Genomic DNA, 26331 nt, shown 5'->3' with positions numbered 1-26331 from the left:
CCGGCCGTCCGGTCCGCAGGGTGCCGCTCAGCGCGGCGCGCCCTCAGGCGGTGAGGAGTCGAAGGACCAGCGCCGCAATAGAGAGCACGGCGAGGAACGCGGCCGGGCCGACGCCGGCGACGTCCTTGACGCGCAGGTGTGCGATCACCGCGCCGACGAAGTACAGGATCACCCCGATGGCGGCCGCAACACCGATCGGCCACCAGAACAGGCCGATCACCAGGCCGATCGCCCCGGCGATCTCGAGGTAGGCCAACGTAGGGATTCTGTGTGCAGGCACACCTACGGTGTTCATCGATTCGATCACGGCAGGCATCTTGGTCAGCTTGCCGACAGCGGAGACTGTCAGCGCGACCGCCAGGAAGATCGAGACGATGAGTGTCGCAATGAACATGGGGGCAGCCTCATTCTGTAGGTGGAACCGAACAAGCCGGGCTCATCTGAGCCCGGCTTGTCTTTTTGGTGTGAAGAATCTAGCGCGGTGCCATACGCAGCGCACCGTCCATACGGATGGTCTCGCCGTTGATGTAATCGTGATCGACGAGGAACGCGGCCAGCTTCGCGTAGTCATCGGGCTCTCCGAGGCGCTGCGGGAACGGGATCCCGGCCTCGAGGGTCTTCTTGAACTCAGGGGTGATCCCGTCGAGCATCGGGGTGTTGATGGTGCCCGGTGCGATGGTGTTGACGCGTACGCCGACCTGCGCGAGGTCGCGGGCTGCGGTGATGGTCATTGCGTGCACGCCGCCCTTGGAAGCGGTGTAGGCGATCTGACCGATTTGGCCTTCGAACGCGGCGACCGAAGCGGTGTTGATGACGATGCCGCGCTGGTTGTTCTCGTCCACCGCGTCCTGCTTCTGCATACGGTTGGCGGCCAGGCGCATGACATTGAAGGTGCCGACGAGGTTGATCTCGATGACCTTCTTGAACAGGTCGAGTTCGTGGGGGCCCTTCTTGGTGAGGATGCGGCTCGCCCAGCCCACGCCCGCGCAGTTGACCGCGACGCGCAACGGGGCGCCGGACTCTGCGATGGTGTCCAGTGCTGCCTCCACGTCGGCCTCGCTGGTCACGTCGGCGGCGATGAGCGTCACGCCCTCTGTCGCGCCCGCCTTCTCGATCGACGGCGCCAGATCCAGCCCGAAGACGACTGCGCCCGCGTCGGCGAATCGCTTGGCGGTGGCCGCTCCCAGGCCTGATGCGCCGCCTGTGACCAATACTGCTGAACCTGAGATCTCCACTGCTGTTGCCGTCCCTTCTACAAGTGTCCGCAGGGCCGCGGTGATCGGCCCCGCCCAGATGAGAGTAGTCGGGGCACTAATCGGCGGTGGCGGCGACCGAACGCTCGACCGGTGTTCGGCCGGTGGCGGGGACTCCCGAGTGCTCTTGGTCTGCGAGCTCTTCCTGCACCAGGCGGGCCTGCTCGCGGTGGCTGCGGACGTACCAGGTCCCCGCACTGACGATGACGGCGACTGCGGTGATGGTGAACATGGTGACTACGAAGTTGTTCGCGGTGACGAGTCCGTCGGTTGTCAGCCAGACGGCGAAGACGAAGAACAGCACTGCCGCTCCGTAGGCGATGGCCTTTTCCGGGAGCCGACGGCCGAGGAGAGCGCCGACGGCGATGGCGAGGCCGTCTGCGGCGACCATACCGATGGTCGATCCGATCCACACGCCTGCCCAGTTGTGATCGGTGGCCAGCGTGATGGTGGCGAGCATGGTCTTGTCGCCCAGTTCGGCGAGGAAGAACGATCCGACCACCGCGAGCAGGATCGACTTGCTGACCCGCTCGGCCTTGGCGGACTCGTCGTCGTCGAGGGAGTCGCCGCGCAACGTCCAGAAGCCGAAGACCAGCATCGCCAGCCCGCCGACGATCGACATCAGGTCGCCTGGGATGGACAGACCGAGGAAGTGGCCGAGACCGACCGACACCGCATGTACCGCAGTGGTGGCGATGGTGATGCCGAGGACGACGACCCACCACCGGTAGCGGAGGGCGAACGTCATAGCCATCAGCTGGGACTTGTCGCCGAGTTCGGCAACAAAGATCACGCCGAAGCTGACCAGGAATGCGGTAATCACCCGATCAACGTAAGCCTGCCTCACCAGTTCGTGCAACAGCTCGCAGCACCGTATCTGCCCAGGTGGGAGGCCCTTTCTTAAAAGTTAGGGGACCCGAAACTTAGGTTTCCCTTACCCGTTGTTCGAGGTCCGGGCGAGCGGTGTGTGGGCGGAGGTTCGCCGAGACTGCGTTGACGTGCACGATCCCACGATGTGGACGCGTGAATCGGGGTCGAATGCGGTGCCTCAGGCAGCGAGGAGCATCGCAAGGACGGCCGTGTCCGGGTCATTTCCGAGGTCGACGCCGACTTGGTTGCGCATCATCACCACAGTGCCGTCGGCTTCGGCCTCGGCCCATCCGGCGCGATGCTCCAACCCCAGTTCGGGCAAACCGGGTAGCAGTACGCATCCGGACGCGACGTCAGAGCACTCGGGGAGCGACGGACGCGTCTCCGACGGCGGATGCAGCATCAACAGTGCAGGTGGCGGCGTGTAGAACGGACCGGCGTCGACGAAACCGTTGTCGATGACGCTGCCGACCGCCAGCATCAGCCCGACGGTGTCCGGATCGCATACCTCCGGACGGTCCTCGATCACGCTGAACACCGTCGTCGTGCGCAGGAAGCCGGGTCGGCAGGCAATCCGTACCGATGCGACGAGGGTCTGCGTCCATTCGAGTGTGGTGTCGGGCCAGCGACCGGAGATCAGGATCCCCCGTAGTTCACCGTCGCGGTGAAACGGCGTGAGGCCGATCGGGACGGACCCCGATCGGGGCTTCTCGTGACCGGTGGTGTCCTCGCTCATGGTGACCTCCTGTTGCCGGAAGTGCCTATATCTCTACGCGATCGCCCTTGATCCCTAGATGCTGTTTCGACGTACTCGCAGCATGCCTGGTAAACGGTTGGCACACAAGCCGACTCGAGTGCTAAAAGCGCTGGTTAACACGAAGTTTCTATTGGTTGAGGAAAGGTACGCAAAACGGCGACCCCCCGAAGGGAGCCGCCGTGTACGAGATTGTGGTGCGAGTGCGCTCAGGCAGGCACGATCAGGCCGGAGCCCTGTGCCTGAGCCTTGGCGAAGCGCTCGGAGGCGTCGGCCCAGTTGACCACGTTCCACCAAGCCTTGACGTAATCCGGCTTGACGTTCTGGTAGTCGAGGTAGAACGCGTGCTCCCACATGTCGAGCATGACGATGGGGATGAAACCGACGGACGTGTTTCCGTGCTGATCGGTCAGCTGCTCGATCAGGAGCTTGCCCTCGATGGTGTCGTAACCGAGGATCGCCCAGCCGCTGCCCTGCAGGGTGGTGGCCGCGGCGGTGAAGTGCGCCTGGAACTTGTCGAACCCGCCGAACTGATCGTCGATGGCCGCGGCGAGGTCGCCTTCAGGCTTGTCGCCACCGTTGGGCGACAGGTTCTTCCAGAAGATCGAGTGGTTGGTGTGTCCGCCGAGATGGAAGGCGAGGTTGGCCGACAGTTGGAAGACCTTGTCAGCGATGGTGCCGTCTTCACGCGCAGCCGCGAGCTTTTCGACTGCCGTGTTCACGCCCTTGACGTAGGTGGCGTGGTGCTTGCTGTGGTGCAGCTCCATGATCCTGCCGGAGATGTGCGGCTCGAGAGCTGCGTAGTCGTAGTCCAGGTCCGGCAAGGTGTATTCAGACACAATGTTCCTCTCACTATGCGGGGACGGAAGGTCCCCATTTGTCGTCCTCTATGGGCTCTACCCGGTTGAGTGCACTTCCTACCCTTACGCAGGATATGGGGATGTGCAATAGCGCGCGCCAGATGCACCTCAAGCCTGGTTGAGGTTTGACGAGGTCGTTCGGCCGCGGCAAACGGCGCTGCTTCTGCGTGTTACGAGACGAAGATCAGGATGGCGAGCACCAGCAGCAGGGCGACGACACTGATCCCGGTGGTGAGGCATCGGGCCCCGACGTTGATGGGTTCGGCACCCGGCCACGTACGCGGACGGCGCTCGAACAATGGAGCGTCGTTTCCGGAACTGGTCGAGGCTGCCACCCGTTCTCCTGCCGTCCGTTCCCGCCGGTGATGCGTCGACTCGTGAGTGATAACCGTCACAAGTGCGCGTGTGTCGGCAAGCTAAGCATGTCTGCGGCCAGGACTCAAGCCGTGATCGCCCGATGGGACCGGGCCGGCCGTCCAACTATCATCTTCCTCGGGGCACTCGATGCGAATGCCGTGCGTCCAAACGCCAGGAAGATCGAGCGGAGGTGGATCGATTGGCACGCCCAACCGCGGCGCAGCTCTATGCCGCCTACGGTGACAACGCCGACAGCGACGTCACGCTGCGACTGCTCCGTTCTCGAAACGCCGTTCCGTACCTCGCGATCATGGCCGCGCGGCTGGCCGACGGTCAGGTCGACGGCGACCACCTGAGCGCGGGCGTGGAGAAGGACCTCAATGATCTGGCCGACCACTGGCTCCAGCGCGGCTGGGAGCTGCCGACGGCGGACGACCTCCTCGATCGCTGGGTTCGCGCGGGCTATCTGGCTCGCACGCTGGTGGCCGAGACCCAGGTCGAGCGGTATCAGCTGACCCGGGGTGCGACCCAGGCCATCGCCCAGGTGCAGGCTGTACGTCAGAACCGCACGGTCGCCACCGAGACGGTACTCGAGCTGGTGATGTCGCGATTGTCCAATATCGCGGTGTCGATCAATCCCGACCCGGGCGAACACATACGCGACATCGATCACAAGATCAGTGAGTTAACCTCGCGCAGAGCGGAATTGGCGGCCGGCGCGATTCCGGCCGTGGATACGCGCCGGGTACTCGACGACATCCGGATGGTCAGCTCGCTCGCAGAACGGATGCCTGCCGACATCATCGGCTATGGGGAGAAGATGCGGGAGAACTCGCGCGCGCTGCTCACCAGCGGCCTCGACGCCGACCAGGGGTCGCACGCGGATGTGCTCAACCGGATGTTCGACGGTCACGATGCGCTCGCCGACTCGGACGAGGGCAAGGCCTTCGACACGTTCTACACGCTGATCGCCGACCACCGGCTGCGCGAGGATCTCGAGGCGAGTATCGCGGCGATCGCGTCGGGGTTGCCGAACCTGCCGCACGATCTGCTCGACACCCTCACCGGGTTCATCGACCGGATGTGGGACGAGGTGCAGTCTGTGGACGAGGTGCGGGGTCAGGTCTATCGCCGGATCAACACGTTCGTCAAGGACGGCGACTTCCTGCACTACCGGGCACTGCGCAGCCAGATCGCCGACGCCCAGCGGGCCGCCGCCGCCGCCTTCGTTCACGCGGGCCCCGGCAAGGACATGGCGATCGCCGTCCCGATGAGCGCTGCGAGCTCCAACTCGGTCGGCGCGTTGGTCTTTCACGACGGCATCATCGACTCGCCGGGCGCGGTTGCCGACACCGCGGGCGAGATCCGGATCGACCCCGCCGACCTGGTCGGTGTGGAGTCGATCGACTGGCACGCCCTGACCGATGCGGTGAACGACGCCATCGCATCGGGACCAGCCGGAATCGACGAGGTGCTGGCGTTGCTGCCGACCGCGCGGACCGGTGATGTGATCGGGATCTGGTCGCTGGCGCAGCGACACGGAGCCACCGACGACACTCGCGGCGAGATCACCGTGCTGGCCCACACAGCTCGCGGGCTGCGCGAGATCAACATGCCCGCAGTACTTTTCACTCATTCACTGCCCGATCCCATCACTGCGCAGCCACATGAGGTGATGCACTTGCTCGACGAACCAGATGAAGCAGCACAGAAGGCGGTCAGGTGAGTACTCCGGAAGAGCCGACGGGCGAGCAGGAGATCCGGCAGCAGGAGGGCGAAGACCTGTTCGTCGACGATCCCGAGGCTCTGGCCGAATCGCCTGTTGACCTGTCGCACTTCGCGTTCGACGGCTCGGAGCCGGTCGGAACGATCAGCGATCCCCAGGTGGACGCGCGGTTCGATGGCGACACCTCTGCGCTGCCCGCACCGGTCTGTTACGCGTTGCAGGAGTTGGTTGCCGCCGCGCACGTCTCGATGCGTTCGCGTAACTGGAAGACCATCGAGGTGCACGAAGAAATCATCCGATCCCGGCTCTCGGAGCTCAACCTGCAGCTGGAGATCAACCGCGAGCACAAGTACGCGTTCACCCGGCAGGTCTCGGAAAACGATCCACGACAGCGCAATATCCTGCGCGCCCAGACCCTGACCCTGGCTGCTTCGGTGTTGGCGCTGTTCCTGCGGCAGAAGTATCTGACCAGCGCGGACGAGTCGGTGGTCGCAGAACGTGGCGAGATCATGGACCACATGCTCACCTATAAGCCGGTGTCCGACACCGACGAGGCGGGGTTCATCAAGCGCATCGATGCCGCCATCAACCAACTCGAGTCACGCAAGATCATCCGTGCCCTACCGGGTACCGATCGTTATGTGGTGCACGGCGTCATCGCGTCGTTGCTGGGGCCGGAACAGGTGGCCGCATACACCGAGGCGTACCGGCGCCTCGCCGGTGAGCATGCCGAAGACGGCACCGACCTGACCGAACTCGACGACCGGGAGCGCACGCCATGACCGAGATCCTGGAGACCCCGATTCGTGCGGGCAAGCGGACGATGAACATCGGCCAGTTCCGGCTGACCCGAATCCAATTGGTCAACTGGGGAACGTTCGACGGTTACAAGGACTACCCGATCGACGAGCGCGGGGTAATGCTCACCGGACCGTCGGGCTCGGGTAAGTCGTCGATGATGGACGGTCATTCGGTGGTCTTGCTGCCGACCTACGACCAGGTGTTCAACGCCTCCGCCGATCTGTCCGCGAAGGGTGCCAAGAAGGCCGCTCGTTCCATGGCCGATTACGTCCGCGGGGCCTGGGCCGAGAACGACGACCGTTACAACCAGTCGCAGGTGCAGTATCTGCGTGCCGATGGCGCGACGTGGTCGGCGATCGCGGCCACCTATGACAACGGAGCGGGCTCGTCCACCACCGCGGTCGCCATCAAGTGGTTCCCGGGGTCGGGCACGGACGGCAGTTCGCTGCGTTCCTGGTATCAGTTGCATGCCGGGCACTTCGACCTGTTGTCGCTGAACATCTGGGCGCAGAGTGGTTTTGACATCCGCCGGTACCGCGCGGCGAATCCCGCGGTGGAATGTTTCGACGTGCAGAGCGCTTATCAGGAGGCTCTGCGACGCCGGGTGGGTATCGGCCAGTCGTCGGCTGCACTGTCACTGATGGGCAAGGCGAAGGCGATGAAGAACGTCGGAGACCTCAACCTGTTCATCCGCACCTACATGCTCGATCGGCCGGAGACGTACGCGAAAGCGGAGCGTCTCGTGGAGAACTTCACCCAACTCGACGAGGCCTATCAGGCCGCGGCCCGCGCGAACGCTCAGGAGCAGGTGCTGCGCCCGATCCCCGATGCGTGGAACACCTACTGCAGTGCCGAGGAATCGACGACCCGGGCCGGGACACTGCTGGGTCCGCCGATGCGTGCGTTCATGCGGGAGCACCGGATGACGCTCCTGCAGGCGCGTCTGGACCAGATCGACACCGACCGTGAGCGTCTCGACAACGAGGTGGCGAACTGGGAGAACCTGGCCGACGAACGTGAGGAGCGGCATTCGTCGCTGCGCGATCAGCTGACGTCGGAGAAGGGTGAGCTGACCACGCTCGAATCCGAGCTGAAGTCGTTCGAGCAGCAGGTGACCGCGCGCAACCGGGCGTACGAGCGGTACGCGACACTGGTCGGTGGGCTCGGCGAGCAAACACCCGAGACGCAGGACGAGTTCGCGGCGTTGCGGCTGAGAGCTCCCGAAATCGCCCGAGCTGCAAGAGAATCCGCTGAAAGACTGGCTACGACGGCGCATAGTTTCTTCGCTGCCGAGACCGACGCTCGCCGAGAGTACGAGGCGGCAGTCGAAGAACTGGCCAGCCTGAACACCCGACGATCCCTACTGCCGCGTGAGGTCTTGGGCCAGCGGGACGGTATCGCCCAGGCCACCGGCGTGCCCGCCGAGGACCTGCCGTTCGCCGCGGAGTTGATCGATGTCGATCCGGCTGAGAAGGACCGGTGGGCAGGCGCGGCCGAACGGGTACTGCGCGGGCTGGGCATGACGATGCTCGTCCCCGAGGCGCACCGGGCGAGGATCGGCGAGTTCGTGAACCGCACCAACCTGGGCGGTGTGCTCGAATATCGTGTCTATCAGGAACACTCGTCGAGTGCGGCTGATCCGGTTCCCGGTTCGCTGGCCGAGAAGCTGCTGGTCGACGAGCGTCACCCCGCGGGTGGCTGGCTCGCCGCAGTGGTCGCGCGCAGTGCTGAACACATCTGTGTCGAACTCCCCACGCAGCTCGATCAGCATCCGCTGGCCGTGACGCCGCAAGGCCTGGTCAAGTCGGGTCGCGACCGGTTCCGCAAAGATGACCGCCGCTCGGTCTCCGACCGCACGCAGTGGATCCTCGGATCCAACACCGACGGCAAGCGGGCCGCGCTCGAGGAATTGCGCGATCACCGGGAAGCGCTGTTCGCCGAGGCGCGTCAGGCAGCCCAGGACAAACGGGATCTGTTGGAGGCGAACAGGGAACGGGCAAAGAATGCAGATGCCCTCGCGGCCTACGCCTCGTGGGCCGAGCTGAACTGGTGGTCCTCGCGGCGGGACGCCGATGAACTCAACGCGCGAATCGACCGCGTCCGGGAAAACCGCGTCGACCTCGCCGAACTCGAGGAGCAGGTCGAGATCGCCCGTGCCGATTGGCGCGAGGCCGTGGCCAGGGTCGGCGCGCTCGGTGACCAACTCGGCCATGTCGGCTCCGACTGGGACCGGTGGTTTGCCGAATCCGAACAGGTGAAGGCGGAGAGCACCAAACTCGACGACACTGACCGGGAGTACCTCGCCGGTGTGTTGGCGGAGACCCTTGCGGCCGGCGGGAAGACCCTGACCCTCGACAACTACGGCGAGGTCCGGTCGGATCTGCGCAACGCGCTGGAAGCCGTGGTCGGAAAGGCGAATGCCGAACGCGACGGCGCGGAGAACCGGATCGTGCGGGCGGGCGAGGCATTCCTGCGGGAGTGGCCCGAGGCCTCGGCGAACCTGAGTGCGAGTGTCGAATACGCGGCCGATCTGGTGTCCATCCACGAGAGCCTCGTCGAGCACGGGCTGGCCTCGACCCAGCAACGGTTCAGGCAGCTGATCACCACCGACATCAGCCACTCGGTGTCGAACCTGTACAAGGAGATCGCAGACACGAACAAGCGGATCACCCGCGGTATCGCCGAGGTCAACATCGGATTGCAGCGCGTCGACTTCAATGAGGGCACCTACCTTCAGATCGCACAACTGCACAACCCGACGGACGAGTCGCGGGAGTTCGCCAAGATCGTCGACTCGATGATCCGGGACGCCCCGGCGGCAAAGTCCGGCGATGGCGCCGTACTGGCGCGGCAGTTCTACCGCATCCGTGGTCTCGTCGCACGGCTCACGGGAACCGATGCGGAGAACCGTCGCTGGTGCGACAACGTGCTGGACGTTCGCAACAGTTACACCTTCTACGGCAAGGAGCTCAGTTCTGGAGCCCCTGCCGACGACCCTCCTGTACACACCTACCGCAACACCGCCTCCAACTCCGGTGGCGAGCAGGAGAAGCTCGTCGCATTCTGTCTTGCTGCCGCCCTGAGCTTTTCGCTCTCACATGGAGAAGATCACCGGCCCGGCTTCGCGCCGTTGATGCTGGACGAGGCGTTCAGCAAGTCGGATGAAACCTTCAGCTCGCAGTCACTTCGGGCCTTCGAGCAGTTCGGTTTCCAGTTGATCATCGCCGCGCCGATTCGCATGGTCGGGATCGTCGAACCCTTCATCGGGCAGGTCATCCTGGTGGACAAGCAGACCGGCGAAGGTGGCGCCCGCTCGGACGCCCGCGCAGCAACGTTCGGTGAGTTGGCAGCAGCACGGGCAACCGGCGGGAGAAAGTAGATCGTGACCCGAGAGATCACGCTGCGGCAGTGGAATCGGACGCTGCTGCAGCGCCAGCATCTGCTCGAGCGCGTCGACGAGGACATCCTCGAGGTACTCGATCGCTGCGTCGGGCTGCAGTCGCAGGATCCGCGGGCCGCGTTCTACGGGTTGTGGTCTCGCATCGCCGATTTCGATCCACTCGATCTCGACGATCTGATGACCGACCGGGACGTGGTCCGGATGGCGTTGCTGCGCAGCACCGTGTTCCTCATGGACGCCGAGGACGCTCGCTGGGTCCGTCCGCTCGCCCAGGCGAGTCTGGACGGGGAGCTGCGATCCAATCATGCGAAACGGCTCGCCGGTGCCGAACTGGCCGAGGTGGCCGACTACGGCCGGCAATTGCTCTCGGGCACACAGCTTCCCGTGAAGTCGCTGAAGGACTCGTTGGCCGAGCGCTGGCCGGACGCCGAAAGCGCGTCGCTGGTCACCGTGGTCCGTTGCATGGTGCCACTGGTGCAGGTGCCACCGCGGGGAACTTGGACCGGTTCGGCGACGACCACCTACAGCCTCTACGACGATTGGTGCGGCGCGGGCGAATCATCTGTGACCGGTGAGGATGCGATCAAAGACTTGATCCGGCTGTATCTTCGGGGTTTCGGGCCCGCCAGCGTCAAAGGCCTCCAGACCTGGGCCGGTATGACCAGGCTGCGACCCATCGTCGAAGCGATGGAAGCCGACTGGGAATTGGGCACGATCGAGGGGCCGGGCGGCGAGGTGTTGTACGACATCGAGGGCTTGCCGCTCGCCGACGAGGACACGCCGGCGCCCGCGAGGTTGGTGGCGCCCTTCGACAACATCGTGTTGGCCCAAGGAGCGGACCGCGGGCGGGTCGTCGACGACGACGTCTTCAAGAAGCTCGCAACCCCGAACGGCCGGTCGCCGGGCTTCGTGCTGATCGATGGTCGTGTCGCCGGGGCGTGGCATCCGCGAAAGGACGGCAAGGCCACCACGATCGAGTTGGACATCTTCTCGAAGATCTCCGCCGCCGATCGTCGGGCGGTGCAGGAGGAGCAAGAGCAGCTCGTCGAATTCTGCAACGCCTGACCGGTCTGTAGTTACTGTCTATGCTGACAAGTAAGTCATGCCTTGACATGAACATGCCGTCGAACTCGGAGGTTGCACACATGACGCGGTTGCAGGACAAGGTCGCACTGGTCACCGGCGGGGCCTCGGGTATCGGCGAGGCCACCGTTCGCAGATTTGTCGACGAAGGAGCACGCGTCGTGTTCACCGACGTCGCGGACGGCACCGAACTGGCCCATGAGACCGGATCGACGTTCGTGCGCCAGGACGTCTCGGATCCCGAGGCGTGGACCGAGGTCGTGCGCTCGATCGAAGAGCAGCACGGCAAGCTCGACGTACTGGTGAACAACGCCGGGATCGTCGGCAATCAGTCCATCGTGGATACCGATCTGGAGACATTCAACCGGGTGATGGCCATCAACGTGACCGGTGTCGCCCTCGGAACCCAGGCCGCCATCGCCAGCATGGGCAAGAACGGCGGTGGGTCGATCATCAACGTCGCGTCGACCACGTCGTTCCTCGGTCTCGCATTCGACCTCGCGTACACGGCGTCAAAGCACGCTGTCGTCGGCATCACCCGGTCGAGCGCCGCCTACTGCGCACAGGAGCGGTTGGGTATCCGGGTCAACACGCTGCATCCAGGCGCCATCTATACGGCGATCCTGCAGAGTCACGTCGAGAAGCGGCCAGAACTGTTCGACGTCTTCAGCAACATGGCCCCGGTGGGACGTATGGGTGATGCCTCGGAGGTGGCGTCGATGGCGGTCTACCTGGCATCGGATGATTCGACCTTCTCGACGGGGGCACAGTTCGTCGTCGACGGCGGCATCGTCAACACCCATCCCTCGATGTAGTTCAGTTGTCGGGCAGGTTGCCCGAGCGCGGGTTTCGATGGGTGATGCAGTAGCGGCGTCCGATGGGGTCGGCCATCACGGTCCAGAACCGCTGCTGTTCGAGCACTCTCGCGCCCCAGCCCTCGTGCCGCGCGACCTCTTCTTCGGGATGCGTGCTCGCGAGGTCCAGATGGCCGCCCACGTGCGCTGATCCGACCCGCTGCAACAGGATGCGCAGTGGCATGTCCTTGGGGCGTTGCAGATTGCGGAACTCCGGCATGACCCCTTGGCGCCACGCCCAGTTGGTCAGAGTTGCCCAGAAGGTGCATTCGGACTCGAAGTCGGCTTCCGGGACGTCGATGCACAACTGGTCGATGATGCTGATGGTGTCGCCAGGCCAGCGGATGGGCCGCGACCGCTCGTGCTCGCCCTGCCAGGGGACCAGACAGAACGGGAAGCCCGCAGGCGAGCGCAGTACCACCACGGTCTTGCTCTCCGAGACCACATTCGCGCCGAGCGCTTTCGCGTGGATGGTCGACTCGCGTAGGTCGTCGACGTGGATGTCGAGGTGAACGCCTCCGGGTCCTTCTTTGACACGTTGGACCCTCAGGTGCGGATCACCGTTGAAGGGCTCCAGCGAGGCGAACTCTCGGTCCACCCCACGCGCCGGCGAGACGGTGCTCCCGGCGATCGCCCGCCAGAACGTGACCTCCGGTCCGAAGCTGTCTGCGGGCAGGTCGAGGAACGCGGTCAGCCATTTGATCGTCACGGGCGTCGTCACCGGGCCTCGGTCTGCGCGTCGTCGATGCTCTCGGGCGACATGGGGTGATTGCGGCCGAGGATGGGGAGGATGACCATGACGGTCAGTCTTGCAGTATCGGCATGCCGCGCAGACGGTAAGGCGACGTCGGGCTCAGCGATGCTGCTCCGGGACCCGCATAGGCTGGCAGACATGGGTCCATTGAAGAAGATCGCAGAGAAGTTGGCCAAGGCACACGCCGACAAGGTCGCGGTGGTGCGTCTCGACGGCACGATCGGCGTGAGCGGAGCGGGTCGTGGTGGACTGACTGCCGACAATCTGGAATCCAACCTGAGGAAGGCTTTCGACACCGAGCGGCTCAAAGCGGTTGTTCTGGTGATCAACTCGCCCGGTGGATCGCCGGCGCAGTCGGAATACATTGCCGAACGCATCCGGCAATTGTCGTCGGAAAAGGGCGTTCGGGTTCTCGCTTTCTGTGAAGATGTGGCCGCCTCCGGTGGCTACTGGATCGCGTGTGCCGCCGACGAGATCTACGCCGCGCACACCTCGATGGTCGGCTCCATCGGTGTGGTGTCGTCCGGCTTCGGGGTCAAGGACCTGATCGGCAAGGTGGGTGTCGAACGGCGTGTCTACACCGCCGGAGCCAACAAAGCCCGTCTCGACCCGTTCCTCGAGGAGAAGCCCGAGGACGTGGAGTGGCTGCACAGTATCCAGAAGGATCTGCACGACGCCTTCATCACCTGGGTGCGGCAGCGCCGCGGTGCCAAGCTCGTGGGCACCGACGCGGAACTCTTCAGCGGCGACGTCTGGATCGGGCGCGGCGCGCTCGATGTCGGTCTTGTCGACGGTGTCGGCGTGCTGCGCTCGGTGCTCGCCGAACGCTATCCCGACGCGGAGCTCGAAGTGATCGCCTCACCCAAGCCGCTGTTCGCTCGACTCACCGGAAGCGTCTCCTCTCCGGACGCGGTCGTGTCGTCTTTTGCAGCCCAGGCTGTCGACGGAATCGCCACCGGACTCGTGGCCGCCATGGAGCGGCGCGCAAATTGGACCCGTTACGGTCTGTAGCAGTTCGGCGTGGCGGCCCGGCGAGTCCGATGGGTATTGGCCTCGGAGGCCGTCTGTCCATGTGCTGGTTACCTGTGAGTAGTCGATCGGCCAAGTCCGGAAGTTATCCACAGGCTGCTCCTAAAGTGCTGGTTCAGAGCGTGTCGACCAACACTAAACCTGTGGATGAGGCTGTGGAAACTGTGGAGAACTCGGCAACTTTGCAGCACCTTTAGTGAATCGGGTCACAATATGGGTTCACTTTGATTAAAAAAGATGTCAGATAATCAACTAGTGCGGTTATGGTGCAAGAAAATCAGCAGAACAAAGGCCTGTGGATAACCTGTTGAAAACTACGGGGCGCCGCCGCATTTCTCTGCTGCATGCCACCATGGTCAGGTGACTATGTCGGAGATTCCGTCGGTGCCCGTTTCCGAATTGCCGGACGATTTCACCGAAGAGACGAACCGCGTCCTGCTCGATGTGCGAGAGGACGACGAATGGGAGTCCGGTCACGTGGCCGGGGCCCTGCACATCCCGCTGGGCGACGTGCCCGCGCGGATCGATGAGATCGACCTCGATTCCGAGCTGTTCGTCATCTGTCATGCAGGTGGCCGCTCGGAGCGAGTGCTGGGCTACCTGATCCAACGCGGTTACGAGGGAACCAATGTCAGCGGCGGTATGGCCGCATGGGCGGGCGCAGGCCGGCCGATGCAGACCGGGCCGGGAGGCTCCCGGGGCGCCGCCCCGGATTCCGGGGCCCCCCTGTGAGTGGACCCCGGGGCAGTGATCTGAGCGGGCCTCCCGCCAGGGACTACTGCCCGCGGTGCCGCATCGCTGGACCCCACGACATGGGTAGGCCCCACTGCCCCCGCTGTGGTGGCCCTCTGACGCCACTCGACGCCTACGGCCGAGTGGCCCAGCCCGTCAGGCCGATGGCCCCGCCGATGCCGCGGGCCATGGCCAACAACATGTATGTGCCGCCGCGCACCCCGCCTCCGCGGTCTGCCGCGCCTTCGCGGCCCGCGGGTGTTCCCGCGCGAAGTGGCAGGGCGCGGGTGCGCTGGGTCGCCCTGCGGCCCCCATCTGCACGGCCAAGACCCCGCGTCGACGTCGACGCGCAGGATCGCCCTACGCCGCGATACGAACGCAATCCGGGCTGGGGATTGCGCGACCTACCGCCGGTCGAGCCCGCGGAACCGCAGCGCAGCCTGCTCGAGCGGCTCCGCGATGCATTGCCGAACCTCTTACTCGCGGCCGCTGGCGTGCTGGTGCTTGCCGCGGCGGCAGAGGCCTGGATCTACGCGTTGCTCGTGGTCAACCTCGAGGACCCGATCAGCAGGCCGATGCAGGTCGCTGCCGAAACCGCCGTCTGGTCCACCGGGTTGGCCGCAGTCGCGCTGATGGTCGCCTGTCTCGGTGGCGTTGCCGGGTGGCTCATCGACGAACGCCGGGCCGCGTACTCCGATCACGAAGAAGTCGACCCGAGGTCGCGCAGGCAATTGATGATCGGCCTGTGGGTGCCTGTCCTCAATCTCCTCTGGCCGGTCGCGTTCTTTCGTGAACTGCTCGAGCGCCGTGACGATCTCCTGCCCGTCCACACCCGGAAGCGGCTCTGGTGGCTGTGGTCCGGATGGTTGTGCGTGAACGTGCTGGTGGCGGTTGGTGTGATGGTTCGGATCTTCTCGGAATCGCTGGTCTGGCAGGCCAATGCCGTCGTGCTGGTGATCATCTCGAATCTGGTGAGTGCAGCGTTCGCCGGTGGACTCTGGTGGACGATCACCCGGTTGTTCGCCCGCGACGCTCCCGCAGCGACGCCGACACGATGGCTGGCCGCGGTATGAGCGATACCCACCGGGTACTACGACAGGACATGCCGGCGGTGGTCGCGCACCGTGGTGCGTCCGGGCACAAACCCGAACACACCCTCGCTGCCTACGAGCTCGCGCTCGAGCAGGGTGCGGACGGCCTGGAGTGCGATGTGCGGCTGACGGCAGACCATGAACTCGTCTGCGTCCACGACCGCACCATCGACCGGACGTCCGATGGGACAGGGGCCGTGAGCGAGCTGACACTCGCGCAGCTGCGTGAGTACAACTTCGGTGGATGGCACACCTCCGGTCTCGACGCGCAGGTGCTCACGTTGCGGGAGCTGCTCGAGTTGACGCTCGATTGGAAACGCCCGGTGCGTCTGTTCATCGAGACCAAACACCCGGTTCGGTTCGGTGGGCTGGTCGAACAACTGCTGCTGGCCGAGTTGCAGAGGTTCGGGGTCGCAACTCCGGCCTCGGCTGATCACAGCAGGGCGGTGGTCATCTCCTTCTCGACGGCCGGGGTCTGGCGCATCCGTCGCAACGCCCCGATGCTTCCGACGGTGTTGCTCGGAGACACCGCACGGTTCTTGGGTGGCAGCGCCGCAACGGCGGTCGGCGCAACCGCTATCGGACCCTCGATCACCACGCTGCGCGAACACCCGGACGCCGTCGATCGGGCCGCAGCTGCTGGGCGCGCCACCTACTGCTGGACCGTCGATGAACGGCGCGACGCCACCTACTGCGCAGATCTCGGCGTCGGCTGGATCGCGACCAACTACCCGGATCGGGTTCTCGGCTGGCTCGCTGCCTGACGCCCCTGAGTCTGGGTGTTCGAGCGCACCGCCGGCCTGGTACAGGTCTTCTGGCCTGCGCGGGTGTCGATCCAGTACTCCCGATTGTTTCGCATCTCGACCCGGATGATCCCTCTGGTTTTGAGGTCGTGGTGCTCCTTGCACAGGCATGCGAGGTTGGACTCGATGGTCCAGCCGCCGGCCATGGGGTCGGCATGGTTGAACGGCACGATGTGGTCGATCTCGCAGTCCTCCGCCGGCTTCTCACAACCAGAGAAACGGCACGTCCCATCCAACATCCGAATGATCCGGGCCAGCTTGCGCCCCGGCTTGTACTTCAACGCACCCCGCGGCGGATGTTTCCACCCACCGTGACCATTCGCGGTCGGCGGATCCTTCACCGGCGGCGCCGGACCGACATCCTTCTCCCCCAACACCAGCCGATTGCCGTTGTCGACAGCGTTCATCAACGCAACCGTCAGCTCCTCCGCGGTGACAGCACGACCATGGGCAGCATTGATCAACTCCACCAGCGCAGCGATCGCATCCTCACCAATCGTCACCAACGCACGCCACCGAGACCGGCCCGCCAGCGACCGCGACTGATCACAATCAACAGACCCATACCCCAGCAGATACCCAGGATCCTTCGACAGCCCCAACAGTGTCGGAAGATCAAGCACCAACTCCGTCCACGCCCGCTTGGCCGCACGAGCACGAGCAGGTTCGGGCGAAGGTCCACCGGCGGCATCGGCCTCGGGCTCAGGCTCGGGCTCAGGTTCCTCAGTAGCGGCGGCGTTGGCCGTCGCTATCGCATCAAGCACCGCATCAACCTCACCCGCGCGATCGTCGATGGCCATCTCCTCGAGCTGAGCCTTCGCGCGGATCGCCTCCTCCGCCGTACACCCCGTCGTCAGGCTCGCCATCCCACCCGCACGCCGCCGTACCGTCACCCGCCGCGCCGGATCAGCCGCCGCATCATCATCAGGACGATCGGGCTCGAACGGCATCAAATGACGATCTAATTCCTCGGCGAAGGTGCTGTCACCCAGCAACATCGCATCCTCCGCAAGCACCCCATCGAGATCCATCAACGCATCCCGATACCCCCGAGACGCCCGGTGATACAACGCCTTGAGTTTCTCAATGGATACCTCACCCGCCGAAAACGCCTCCGCCGACTCCGGCAGATGATCCAACAACCGCCGGCACCGAAGAAGATGATCAGCCTGACCCGTTGTGCACCGCCACGCCACCGCAATCTCACACGCCGCCGCCCGCGTCCCGTGCTCATCCTCGGTGGAGGACACATAGCGGTAGTACGCCAGACCGTCCTCCAGACGCGCAACCCACGCCTGATTCACCTCACGCGTCCCAGACTGCACCCGCGACAACAACTCCGACGCCTCCGCGTCCATCAGAGACGAAGCGCAGCTGAGCTCGACCCCATGCTCCGTCGCTGCCCTGTCCCACCCCATGAATAGAACATACATTCGAGGTCTGACATCATGCGGTCGTCGCGAATCGTCGTACCGTGGCGCGGTGATCTCTTCACCCCGGGAGTCCAAGACTTCTGCGCGCTGCGTAACGTCGTGCTGTGGCTAACAAGAGCAAACGCGGCAGTGGTCCGCGCCCCGGAAGTAACCGCGCCGAGCGCGTCGCCGCACGTAAAGAGCGGCAGGCGCAGGAGGTCGCGCCCGTCGAGCGCCCGTTCGCCGGCGTCGCCGCGGAGTGCGATCTGGTGGCGCTGCGGTCGTTCGTCGCCTCGGCAACCGCAGATCTGACGCTTGTCGGTTCGTCTGCGAACACCGTTCGACTGGTCACCGTGCTCCCCGGTGCGGGTCCGGCGCTGGTCCGTGAACAAGACGGCAAGCCGGTGGCTTTGGTGGCTCTGCAGACCGAACCCGAGCCGGCAGATCCGGGTGATGCGTTGTCCGTCGCGATCGAGTGGGCTGCAGGAGCCGAGGCGGGCGAGACGCTCACCGAGGTCGACGCGTCCGAGGCCAAGCCGCTCTCCGAGGTACTCGACCCGAAGGCGTCGCTGGAGGTCACCGTTCAGAAAGACTTCAACTGGTGGATCGAGGGCCAGTCCGATCCGGCCCCCCAGATCGTGCAGATGATCGAGCAGGCCAACGCCGCCATCCTCCCGACGGCTCGTCTGGTCGGCGACTTCGTCGGCGCACCCTGGTGGGTCGACGCCGGCGAACGTGCGCACCTGCGCTGGGTCCGTCCCGAAGATGAAGACGACGTGATGGCGGCACTCGCTCGGGTCCACGCCTCCGGCGGTCTGACCCTGGGTGAGGGCTCGCGATTCGCGGGCTCGTTCCGCACCCACGGCCTGCTGGTGCCGGTGTTCGACCTGGACCGGGAGATGCATCATCAGGAGTGGACCGAAGGCGCCGAGAAGTTCAATGCCGCGCTCAACGAGGCGCTGGCCTCGGACGCCGAACTGACCAGCGTCGAGCGCCGGTCCCGTGACGGCATCCGCGGCCGTCAGGTCACCTTGCGCTAGCGACAGGCTCCACACACAACACAACGGGCGCCCCCAAAAGGGGGCGCCCGTTGTGGGCTGCAGAGATGGTCTCTTTAGATGGAGCCACCGGCGGCGGCCGGTGCGGTGGCGTCGCTCGTCGCGGCGACACCGATCTCACGTGAGATGAAGTTCTCCAGATCGAACAGGTTGCCGTCGCAGCGGTCTGCGACCGTCTGAAGGGTGCGCATCACTGCGACCTCCTCGACCTGCTCCTTGAGGAACCACTGCATGAACTGCTCGCCGAGGTAATCGCCCTCGTCGCGGGCCACCTTGGCCAGCTGGACGATCTGGTCGGTGACGCGCTGCTCCTGCTCGAGCGCGAGCTTGATGGGCGCGCGGTAGTCCGCGAAGGAGTTCTCGGGCTGCTCGATGCCGGGCAGCTGCACGGTGATGTCGCGGTCGAGGAAGTACTGCACGATCATCATGGCGTGGTTGCGCTCTTCGACGGACTGGCCGTAGAAGTGCTTGGCCAGCTGCGGCAGATCTTCGTTGTCGTAGAACGCGGCTACGGCGATGTACTGCTGAGAAGAAGAGAACTCGTGGCGGATCTGCTCCTGCAGCAGCGAGTGGAACTTGGTCATCTTGTTGCTCATGACGACCAAGGTAATGGCAGGTCAAAGCCCTTGTCACCCAAGTTCATCCTTACTTAGGATGGCTTATCCAAAGGGTTTTGAGGCAAGGGTTACCTTGGAATGCAACGGCTTTCGTTGGCCGCCTCCACTGCTTCGCCCGGGTCCGACACCGTCGGTCAGGCCTGATCGTCGAGCCGCCGACGAGCGATACGGTCGGCGGCCACGCCGGGGAGAATCGATTCCCGGTCGGCGGTGTCGAGGATGAAAGCCATTGTGTCAAAGACTTTTTCGACCCGCGAGCGAACCTCGTCCGGGCCCCGTCCACGTAGCTCGCCCTCCACCTGGATCAGGCCTCCCGAGTTGGCCACATAGTCCGGGATCCACACGATTCCCCGATCGGCGAGAGCGCCTTCGATGACGGGTGTCAGCAGCTGGTTGTTGGCTGCGCCACAGATGATCGATGTGTCGAGTGTCTCAACGGACGTGGCGTTCACAGTCGCGCCGAGAGCGCAGGGGGCGTAGACGTCGAGCCGTTCATCCCGCACGTCCCCAGCGACTCGTACGCGGGGGAAAGCGGCCAGCACTCGGTCCAGCGACGGCTGATACGGGTCCGCCACGACAATGTCTGCCCCTGCGTCGGTGAGCAGGGCGATCAGCTCGAAGCCCACTTTGCCCGCGCCCTCGACGCCGACAGTCCGGCCTTGGAGCTCGCGATCACCCCAGGCTCGCACCGCTGCGGCCCGCATGGCCTGAAAGACGCCGAGCGCGGTGTTGGGGCCGCTGTCGCCCGATCCGCCGGCCGCGGTGTTGCGGCCGACCACGTGTGCGGTGGTCTCGCCCATGATGTCGAGGTCATTGCTGTTGGTGCCGACGTCGCCTGCGGTGACGTAGCGCCCCCCGAGGCGTTCGACGAAAGAACCATAGGCGCGTAGGAGTTCCGGCGTCTTGACGGCGCGGGGTTCGCCGATGATGACGGCCTTTCCGCCGCCCAGCTCGAGTCCGGCGGCCGCAGCCTTGTAGGTCATCCCGCGGGAGAGGCGCAGGACATCTGTCAGAGCCGCGCCTTCGTCGCTGTAGGCGCGGAATCGGGTGCCGCCGAGGGCAGGCCCGAGAGTGGTGGAGTGCAGCGCGATGATGGCGCGCAGTCCGGTGGTGCTGTCCTGGCAGAACACCACCTGCTCGTGGGCAGGCTCCTCGACGGGAAAGTCCGTCCGGTCGAACACGTGGCTCGTGGCCGTGTCGACGCTTGACGGGGTGATGGTGACTGACATGGAAACCTCCGGGTGGGTGGTCGACGCCATTCGGCGAGGATGTGCAAACAGCTGAGGGAATGCTGTAACGATGCGCCGATATGTGCAACAGCGAGATCAGAACTTGCGCATAGCGCCCAACTTGTGGCGTTGCGGAGGTGCATCATTGGTCACAATGTGTCGCCCGACCCGAATGCGGGAGTTCAGCGACCTCGTGCGAGCCGCTCCAGCAGCGGGCGGGTGCGGTAGGGAATCGCATCACGCATCGCCACCGACATCGTCGTCCGTTCTATGCCCGGAACGGCCAAGACCAGCCCGGCGACCCGGTAGAGATCGTCTGCGTCGACGGCCGCGACAGCGACGAGGAGGTCGGCGTCTCCGGAGATTCCGATGACCTCGATCACCTCGGTGATGTCGCCGAGGAGCGCGATGATCGGTTCGAGCCGGTGTTGGTCGACGACGGCGCTGATGTACGCGCGCAGTGTGTATCCGAGGTCGCGGGTCGAGATCAGTCGGTCCATCGGAGATAGCACCCGACGTTCCTCCCAACGTGCCAGCCGTGATTGAACGGTGTTGCGGGCCATCTGCAACGCGGCGGCCAACTGGACGCCGGTTGCGCGGGGGGTGTCGCACAGAGCGAGGAGTAGGCGGGCGTCGGATCGATCGAACTGCGTCATATCGCCAAGTGTTTCACGTCTCACGGACGCAAATCTGCGCATCGTGCTCAATTTCCCGAACTTCTCTTGTGCAAAGTGGCGCCCACTGATTGCCTGGCGACCGCAATTGCTTCCGTTGGCGGCATGCGCCCGCCGAAAGCCTACTGAGTGGAGATCTCCGGTGACCGATGACGATGACCTGGTCCAATTGATCACTCCGACCGGTGAGCGGGTCGAGCATCCCGACTACTCCGAACTGGTCGAAGACATCGATATCGAGGCACTAGGTCGCATGTACGAGGACTTGGTCGTGGTGCGTCGCATCGACTCCGAGGCCACCGCGCTGCAGAGGCAGGGCGAACTCGGACTCTGGGCGCCGCTCCTCGGGCAGGAAGCGGCGCAGGTGGGTTCGGCCCGCGCCCTGGACCCGGATGACTTTGTCTTCGCAAGCTACCGAGAGCACGCGGTGGCGTACTGCCGAGGCGTCGATCCCACGCAGATGCTCCGATTCTGGCGAGGCTCCACCCATTCGGGCTGGAATCCGTTTGAATACCGCATGACCACGCCGGCGATCATCGTCGGAGCGCAGGCGCTGCATGCCACCGGTTACGCCCTCGGTATGCAGTTCGACGGCGTCGACGGTGCGGCCATCACCTATTTCGGTGACGGCGCGACCAGCCAGGGCGACATCTCCGAGGCCTTCGGCTTCGCTGCGAGTTTCCATGCGCCGGTGGTGTTCTTCTGCCAGAACAATCAGTGGGCGATCTCCGAGCCGGTGTCGCTGCAGACCCGGGTGAGTATCGCCGAGCGGGGCCGGGGATTCGGGGTGCCGAGTGTTCGGGTCGACGGCAACGATGTGCTCGCGGTCATCGCGGTGACGAGAGCAGCACTCGCCCGGGCCCGTGAGGGCAGCGGCCCGACGCTCATCGAGGCGGTCACGTACCGGATGGGCCCCCACACGACGTCCGATGATCCCTCGCGCTACCGCCCGGCCGCGTTGGACGACGAGTGGCGCGCCAAGGATCCGCTCGACCGCATCCGGCTGCTGCTCGAGAGAGAAGGCGCCCTCGACGATCGTGTGCGCGCTCAGATCGCGGAACAGGCCGATGAGACCGCGGCCGCGCTGCGTCGTGGATGTCTGGAGACCGTAGAACCCGCGCCGCTCTCGATGTTCGACGAGGTCTACGCCGAGCCCCATTCCCTGATTGACGAAGAGCGCCGCGAGTTCGCCTCGTACCTGCAAGGATTCGAAGGAGACGTCCGATGAGCACGGCAATCACCCCCGAAGTTCTTCCGATCGGCAAGGCGATCAACTCCGGTCTGCGAGCAGCCATGGAGAATGACCCGAAGGTTGTACTCCTGGGTGAGGACATCGGAAAGCTCGGTGGCGTCTTCCGCGTCACCGACGGCCTGCAGAAGGATTTCGGGCAGCAGCGCGTGATCGACACCCCGCTCGCGGAGTCCGGGATCATCGGCACCGCAGTGGGTCTGGCGATGCGTGGCTACCGACCCGTCTGCGAGATCCAGTTCGACGGGTTCATCTATCCGGCATTCGATCAGATCGTCTCCCAGGTCGCCAAGCTCCACTATCGCACCGGCGGAAACGTCAAGATGCCCATCACGATTCGGGTGCCCTACGGGGGCGGTATCGGAGCCATCGAGCACCACTCGGAGTCCCCCGAGGGGTACTTCGCCGCGACCGCCGGATTGCGGGTCGTCACGTGCGGGACATCGGCCGATGCCCACCAGATGATCCAGCAGGCCATCGCCTCAGATGATCCGGTGATGTTCTTCGAACCCAAGCGCCGCTACTGGGAGAAGGGCCCGATTGCCGCCGGCGACCCGTACCCGCTACACAAGGCCAGGGTCGTCTCGGCCGGCTCCGACGTCACGCTGGTCGCCTACGGACCGTTGGTCACGACGGCGGTTCAGGCAGCGAAGGTCGCAGCGGACGAGGGCCGCTCCATCGAGGTCATCGACCTGAGGTCCATCTCACCGCTCGACGTCGACACCATAGCCGAGTCGGTGCGCCGCACAGGACGATTGGTGATCACCCATGAGGCGCCGGTCTTTCTGGGTATAGGTGCCGAGCTCGCCGCACGGATCGGGGAGCGCTGCTTCTTCCATCTCGAGGCGCCGGTGGGCCGGGTCGGCGGCTTCACGCTGCCGTATCCGCCGTCCAAGCTCGAAGAGCATTTTCTTCCCGACGTCGACCGGATCCTCGACGCCGTCGACCGCACGTTCGCACTGTAGGAGCTGACCAACCATGCCGACCATCCAGACGTTCCTCCTGCCCGATCTCGGTGAAGGCCTCACCGACGCCGAATTGCTGACCTGGCTGGTGGAGGTCGGGGACACCGTCGAACTCAACCAGAACATCGCCGACGTGGAGACGGCCAAGGCCTCGGTCGAGCTACCGTCCCCATACGCCGGAACAGTGGTGGCCCTTCATGCCGAGGAAGGCACGACTGTCGAGGTCGGCAGTCCCTTCATCGATATCGAGGTGGCCGGTGCTCACGCATCTGACCCTCCCGAACCCACCGCCCCCGAACCCACCGCCCCCGAACCCACCGCCGCGGAACCGGCGCCCGAACGCACCCCGGTGCTGGTCGGGTACGGGGTGGCTGCCGAGAGCACCGGGCGCAGGCGCCGCCGGTCGGAGCCCGCGGTCGAGGTGGCCACGCCTGCCCAACAGGAACGGCCACTGGCTGCGCCACCGGTCCGATACGCCGCCCGACGAAGCGGCGTCGACCTGAAGGACGTGCAGCCCACCGGCAGTCGCGGCGAGGTGACGCGCGACGATCTCGAACAGTATCTGGCGCAGCCGGCGGTCGATGAGCCCGCCGCGTCCGTCGCGCCTGCCAGGCTCGATGAGGAACGCTCACCGATCAAGGGGGTGCGCAAACATACCGCGGCCGCCATGGTCCAGAGTGCTTTCACCGCACCACATGTCACCGAGTTCATCACCACTGACGTGACGCCCATGATGGATCTCCTGGGACAACTGAAACAGTCGAAACATTTCGAGACCGTGCGGATCACGCCGCTGGCCCTGGTGGCGAAGGCACTGCTCGTGGCGCTGCGCACGAATCCGTCACTCAACTCTTCGTGGGACGAGGCGAACCAGGAGATCGTCACCAAGCGATACGTGAACCTCGGTATCGCCGCCGCAACCCCGCGAGGCTTGATGGTCCCCAACATCAAGAATGCCCACACCTTTGGTCTGCGTGACCTGGCGCAGGCTCTCGTCACGCTGACGACCACAGCGAAGGAAGGCCGGACCGGGCCCGACGATCTCTCCGCCGGAACCATCACCATCACCAATGTCGGTGTGTTCGGCGTTGATTCGGGAACCCCGATCCTCAACCCCGGTGAGGCGGCCATCCTGTGTTTCGGGGCGATCCGCCGGCAGCCCTGGGAGTTCGAAGGCGAGATCGCGCTGCGATCGATCACGACGCTGAGCCTGTCGTTCGACCACCGCCTCGTCGATGGCGAACAGGGCTCGCGGTTCCTCGCGACCATCGCCGACATCCTGTCCGACCCGATCAGTCTGATCGCGCTGAGCTAGTCCTACACACCGAACACTCACGAGGAGAACAGATGTCCGATCGCCCCGATGTGCTGATCCTGGGCGGTGGTTCGGGTGGTTACGCCGCCGCGTTCCGCGCAGCCCAACTCGGCAAGAGCGTCACCATCATCGAAGAGGACAAGGTCGGCGGAACGTGCCTGCACCGCGGGTGCATCCCCACCAAAGCGTTGCTGCACGCCGCCGAGGTGGCCGACACAGTGAGGGGAGCAGCACAGGTCGGCATCGGAGCGGATCTGTCCAAGATCGACGTCGCCGGGATCCACGCCTACAAGGACTCCGTGGTCGACCGGCTGTACCGCGGTCTGCAGGGACTGGTGAAGGCTCACAAGGTCGAGGTGGTGCGCGGGGCGGGCAGGTATGCCGGCGGCCGCTCTGTGACCGTGGATGACCGGACCCTGACCGGCCGGTCGCTGGTTCTCGCGACGGGATCGTATGCCCGTACCCTTCCGGGCATCGAGCGTGGTGGCCGCATCCTGACCAGTGATGACGCTCTGCAACTGCCGAGCGTGCCCGGACGGGTGGTGGTTCTCGGCGGCGGCGTGATCGGCGTCGAGTTCGCCAGTGTCTGGGCCTCTCTGGGCGCCGACGTCACCATCGTCGAAGCGCTGCCACGGTTGGTCGCAGGCGAAGACGAGTGGTCGTCGAAGCAGCTGACCAAGGCATTCAAGAAGCGCGGGATCACTGTCAAGACGGGTGTCAGTTGCCGCAGCGTCGTCGAAACCCCCGATGGCGTGACGACAACACTCGATGACGGCGAGGCGTTGGAAGCAGACGTCGTCCTGGTTGCCGTGGGCCGCGGACCACGCACCGGGGATCTCGGACTGCTCGAGGGTGAAATAGACCTCGATGAAAAGGGCTTCATCGCCGTCGATGCCACTTTGCAGACGTCGCAACCGGGTGTGTACGCAGTCGGCGACATCGTCGCGGGGCCGCAACTGGCTCACCGCGGATTCGCGCAGGGCATTCGGGTGGCCGAGACCATTGCCGGGCAGGATCCGATCCCGGTCGCCGACCATCAGATTCCGCGGGTCGCGTACTGCAACCCCGAGGTGGCGTCGGTCGGACTCACCGAAGCCGCCGCGCGCGAGCAGTTCGGCGACGTCGCGGTGGTCGTCTACGACCTCGCCGGCAACGGTAAGAGTCAGATTCTGGGCACCGGTGGTGGTGTGAAACTGATTCGAGCGGGCAAGGACTCAGGACCTGTCGTCGGCATCCACATGGTCGGAGAACGGGTCGGGGAACTGATCGGTGAAGCTCAGCTGACCGTCGGCTGGGGTGCCTATCCCCAAGACGTAGCCGGCATGATCCATGCCCATCCCACCCAGTCCGAAGCGCTGGGCGAAGCCCACCTGGCAATGGCCGGCATCCCGCTGCACGCGCACGGTTGATTCGGTAGCACGCGCACAAGCGCCCGACCCCGTCGA

General features: G+C 64.9%; 26 protein-coding genes. 14 read left to right on the top strand and 12 right to left on the bottom strand.

Translation table 11 applies throughout. The features are described from left to right. Nucleotides 1–43 precede the first annotated feature (43 nt). From DFR67_RS08070 to DFR67_RS30445, 6 genes are all read right to left on the bottom strand, one after another. A complete protein-coding gene (locus DFR67_RS08070) occupies nt 44–394 on the bottom strand; it encodes a DoxX family protein (protein WP_110469015.1) in 351 nt (116 codons plus the stop codon). 79 nt (nt 395–473) lie between these two features. Next, nucleotides 474–1235 (bottom strand): SDR family oxidoreductase, encoded by a 762-nt coding sequence (locus tag DFR67_RS08065; RefSeq protein ID WP_110469013.1) that lies wholly within the window; start codon nt 1233–1235, stop codon nt 474–476. A gap of 76 nt (nt 1236–1311) precedes the next feature. Further along, nucleotides 1312–2076: a TMEM165/GDT1 family protein gene (locus DFR67_RS08060; protein ID WP_110469011.1), complete on the bottom strand. Its 765-nt coding sequence runs from the start codon at nt 2074–2076 to the stop codon at nt 1312–1314. Nucleotides 2077–2301: 225 nt separating this feature from the next. Further along, the gene (locus DFR67_RS08055; protein WP_110469009.1) at nt 2302–2859 is read right to left on the bottom strand and encodes a peptidase; all 558 of its coding nucleotides are present in this window, start codon (nt 2857–2859) and stop codon (nt 2302–2304) included. A gap of 227 nt (nt 2860–3086) precedes the next feature. Then, entirely contained in the window at nt 3087–3716 is a 630-nt protein-coding gene (locus tag DFR67_RS08050; RefSeq protein WP_084834821.1) for a superoxide dismutase, read from the bottom strand. A gap of 191 nt (nt 3717–3907) precedes the next feature. Continuing rightward, nucleotides 3908–4072 (bottom strand): hypothetical protein, encoded by a 165-nt coding sequence (locus DFR67_RS30445; RefSeq protein WP_158539925.1) that lies wholly within the window; start codon nt 4070–4072, stop codon nt 3908–3910. Between the two features lie 221 nt (nt 4073–4293). Between DFR67_RS30445 and DFR67_RS08045 the strand changes: the two genes are divergently transcribed. The 5 genes from DFR67_RS08045 (at nt 4294) to DFR67_RS08025 (ending at nt 11919) form a co-directional block, all read left to right on the top strand. Continuing rightward, nucleotides 4294–5820, top strand: a complete 1527-nt coding sequence (locus DFR67_RS08045; protein ID WP_110469233.1) for a DUF3375 domain-containing protein — start codon at nt 4294–4296, stop codon at nt 5818–5820. Beyond that, nucleotides 5817–6602 (top strand): DUF4194 domain-containing protein, encoded by a 786-nt coding sequence (locus DFR67_RS08040; protein WP_245937812.1) that lies wholly within the window; start codon nt 5817–5819, stop codon nt 6600–6602. Before DFR67_RS08045 ends, DFR67_RS08040 begins: the two co-directional genes overlap by 4 nt. Beyond that, nucleotides 6599–10000 carry an ATP-binding protein gene (locus DFR67_RS08035; protein ID WP_110469007.1) on the top strand — a complete coding sequence of 1134 codons (3402 nt, stop codon included), beginning with the start codon at nt 6599–6601 and terminating at the stop codon, nt 9998–10000. The genes DFR67_RS08040 and DFR67_RS08035 overlap by 4 nt, the downstream gene beginning before the upstream one ends. A 3-nt stretch (nt 10001–10003) precedes the next feature. Continuing rightward, nucleotides 10004–11086 (top strand): winged helix DNA-binding domain-containing protein, encoded by a 1083-nt coding sequence (locus DFR67_RS08030; RefSeq protein ID WP_110469006.1) that lies wholly within the window; start codon nt 10004–10006, stop codon nt 11084–11086. Nucleotides 11087–11166: 80 nt separating this feature from the next. After that, the gene (locus DFR67_RS08025) at nt 11167–11919 is read left to right on the top strand and encodes an SDR family oxidoreductase (RefSeq protein WP_110469231.1); all 753 of its coding nucleotides are present in this window, start codon (nt 11167–11169) and stop codon (nt 11917–11919) included. Between the two features lies 1 nt (nt 11920). Here DFR67_RS08025 and DFR67_RS08020 read toward each other — a convergent pair whose 3' ends face one another. Together DFR67_RS08020 and DFR67_RS30440 are read right to left on the bottom strand one after the other, a co-directional pair. Beyond that, complete coding sequence (locus tag DFR67_RS08020; protein WP_110469230.1) at nt 11921–12667, bottom strand: VOC family protein; 747 nt, start codon at nt 12665–12667, stop codon at nt 11921–11923. Between the two features lie 8 nt (nt 12668–12675). Further along, a complete protein-coding gene (locus tag DFR67_RS30440; protein ID WP_158539924.1) occupies nt 12676–12852 on the bottom strand; it encodes a hypothetical protein in 177 nt (58 codons plus the stop codon). Between DFR67_RS30440 and DFR67_RS08015 the strand changes: the two genes are divergently transcribed. The 4 genes from DFR67_RS08015 to DFR67_RS08000 all read left to right on the top strand — a co-directional run bounded on the left by DFR67_RS08015 (nt 12851) and on the right by DFR67_RS08000 (nt 16328). Then, nucleotides 12851–13723 carry a S49 family peptidase gene (locus DFR67_RS08015; protein ID WP_110469004.1) on the top strand — a complete coding sequence of 291 codons (873 nt, stop codon included), beginning with the start codon at nt 12851–12853 and terminating at the stop codon, nt 13721–13723. The genes DFR67_RS30440 and DFR67_RS08015 overlap by 2 nt on opposite strands. A 384-nt stretch (nt 13724–14107) precedes the next feature. Beyond that, nucleotides 14108–14473 carry a rhodanese-like domain-containing protein gene (locus DFR67_RS08010; protein WP_110469002.1) on the top strand — a complete coding sequence of 122 codons (366 nt, stop codon included), beginning with the start codon at nt 14108–14110 and terminating at the stop codon, nt 14471–14473. A 164-nt stretch (nt 14474–14637) separates the two neighbouring features. Beyond that, nucleotides 14638–15546 carry a DUF4328 domain-containing protein gene (locus DFR67_RS08005; RefSeq protein ID WP_211324970.1) on the top strand — a complete coding sequence of 303 codons (909 nt, stop codon included), beginning with the start codon at nt 14638–14640 and terminating at the stop codon, nt 15544–15546. Next, a complete protein-coding gene (locus DFR67_RS08000) occupies nt 15543–16328 on the top strand; it encodes a glycerophosphodiester phosphodiesterase (RefSeq protein WP_211324969.1) in 786 nt (261 codons plus the stop codon). The genes DFR67_RS08005 and DFR67_RS08000 overlap by 4 nt, the downstream gene beginning before the upstream one ends. On the opposite strand, the gene DFR67_RS30905 is transcribed toward DFR67_RS08000, so the two are convergent. Further along, nucleotides 16292–17785, bottom strand: a complete 1494-nt coding sequence (locus tag DFR67_RS30905; protein WP_158539922.1) for an HNH endonuclease signature motif containing protein — start codon at nt 17783–17785, stop codon at nt 16292–16294. The genes DFR67_RS08000 and DFR67_RS30905 overlap by 37 nt on opposite strands. Before the next feature lie 119 nt (nt 17786–17904). On the opposite strand from DFR67_RS30905, the gene DFR67_RS07990 reads away from it, so the two are divergent. Further along, nucleotides 17905–18819: a DUF5926 family protein gene (locus DFR67_RS07990; protein WP_110468995.1), complete on the top strand. Its 915-nt coding sequence runs from the start codon at nt 17905–17907 to the stop codon at nt 18817–18819. A gap of 74 nt (nt 18820–18893) precedes the next feature. On the opposite strand, the gene DFR67_RS07985 is transcribed toward DFR67_RS07990, so the two are convergent. The 3 genes from DFR67_RS07985 to DFR67_RS07975 form a co-directional block, all read right to left on the bottom strand. Further along, nucleotides 18894–19433 carry a ferritin gene (locus DFR67_RS07985; protein WP_110468994.1) on the bottom strand — a complete coding sequence of 180 codons (540 nt, stop codon included), beginning with the start codon at nt 19431–19433 and terminating at the stop codon, nt 18894–18896. 155 nt (nt 19434–19588) lie between these two features. Next, the gene (locus DFR67_RS07980; protein WP_110468992.1) at nt 19589–20683 is read right to left on the bottom strand and encodes a Glu/Leu/Phe/Val family dehydrogenase; all 1095 of its coding nucleotides are present in this window, start codon (nt 20681–20683) and stop codon (nt 19589–19591) included. A 182-nt stretch (nt 20684–20865) separates the two neighbouring features. Continuing rightward, nucleotides 20866–21339, bottom strand: a complete 474-nt coding sequence (locus DFR67_RS07975) for an Lrp/AsnC family transcriptional regulator (protein WP_110468990.1) — start codon at nt 21337–21339, stop codon at nt 20866–20868. Nucleotides 21340–21499: 160 nt separating this feature from the next. On the opposite strand from DFR67_RS07975, the gene pdhA reads away from it, so the two are divergent. Genes pdhA through lpdA form a run of 4 tightly spaced genes read left to right on the top strand, consistent with a single transcriptional unit; the run spans nt 21500 to nt 26295 of the window. After that, nucleotides 21500–22585 (top strand): pyruvate dehydrogenase (acetyl-transferring) E1 component subunit alpha, encoded by a 1086-nt coding sequence (gene pdhA, locus DFR67_RS07970; protein WP_110468988.1) that lies wholly within the window; start codon nt 21500–21502, stop codon nt 22583–22585. After that, nucleotides 22582–23571 (top strand): alpha-ketoacid dehydrogenase subunit beta, encoded by a 990-nt coding sequence (locus DFR67_RS07965; protein ID WP_110468986.1) that lies wholly within the window; start codon nt 22582–22584, stop codon nt 23569–23571. Before pdhA ends, DFR67_RS07965 begins: the two co-directional genes overlap by 4 nt. 13 nt (nt 23572–23584) lie before the next feature. Continuing rightward, complete coding sequence (locus DFR67_RS07960) at nt 23585–24886, top strand: dihydrolipoamide acetyltransferase family protein (RefSeq protein ID WP_110468984.1); 1302 nt, start codon at nt 23585–23587, stop codon at nt 24884–24886. Between the two features lie 32 nt (nt 24887–24918). Then, nucleotides 24919–26295 (top strand): dihydrolipoyl dehydrogenase, encoded by a 1377-nt coding sequence (lpdA, locus tag DFR67_RS07955; protein WP_110468982.1) that lies wholly within the window; start codon nt 24919–24921, stop codon nt 26293–26295. Nucleotides 26296–26331: the final 36 nt, after the last annotated feature.

The sequence above is a fragment of the Williamsia limnetica genome (genome assembly GCF_003217475.1).
In the GTDB taxonomy this organism is placed as follows: Bacteria; Actinomycetota; Actinomycetes; order Mycobacteriales; family Mycobacteriaceae; genus Williamsia; species Williamsia limnetica.
Note: the sequence above shows the minus strand (reverse complement) of the source record. Positions and strands in the feature narration are given on the sequence as shown.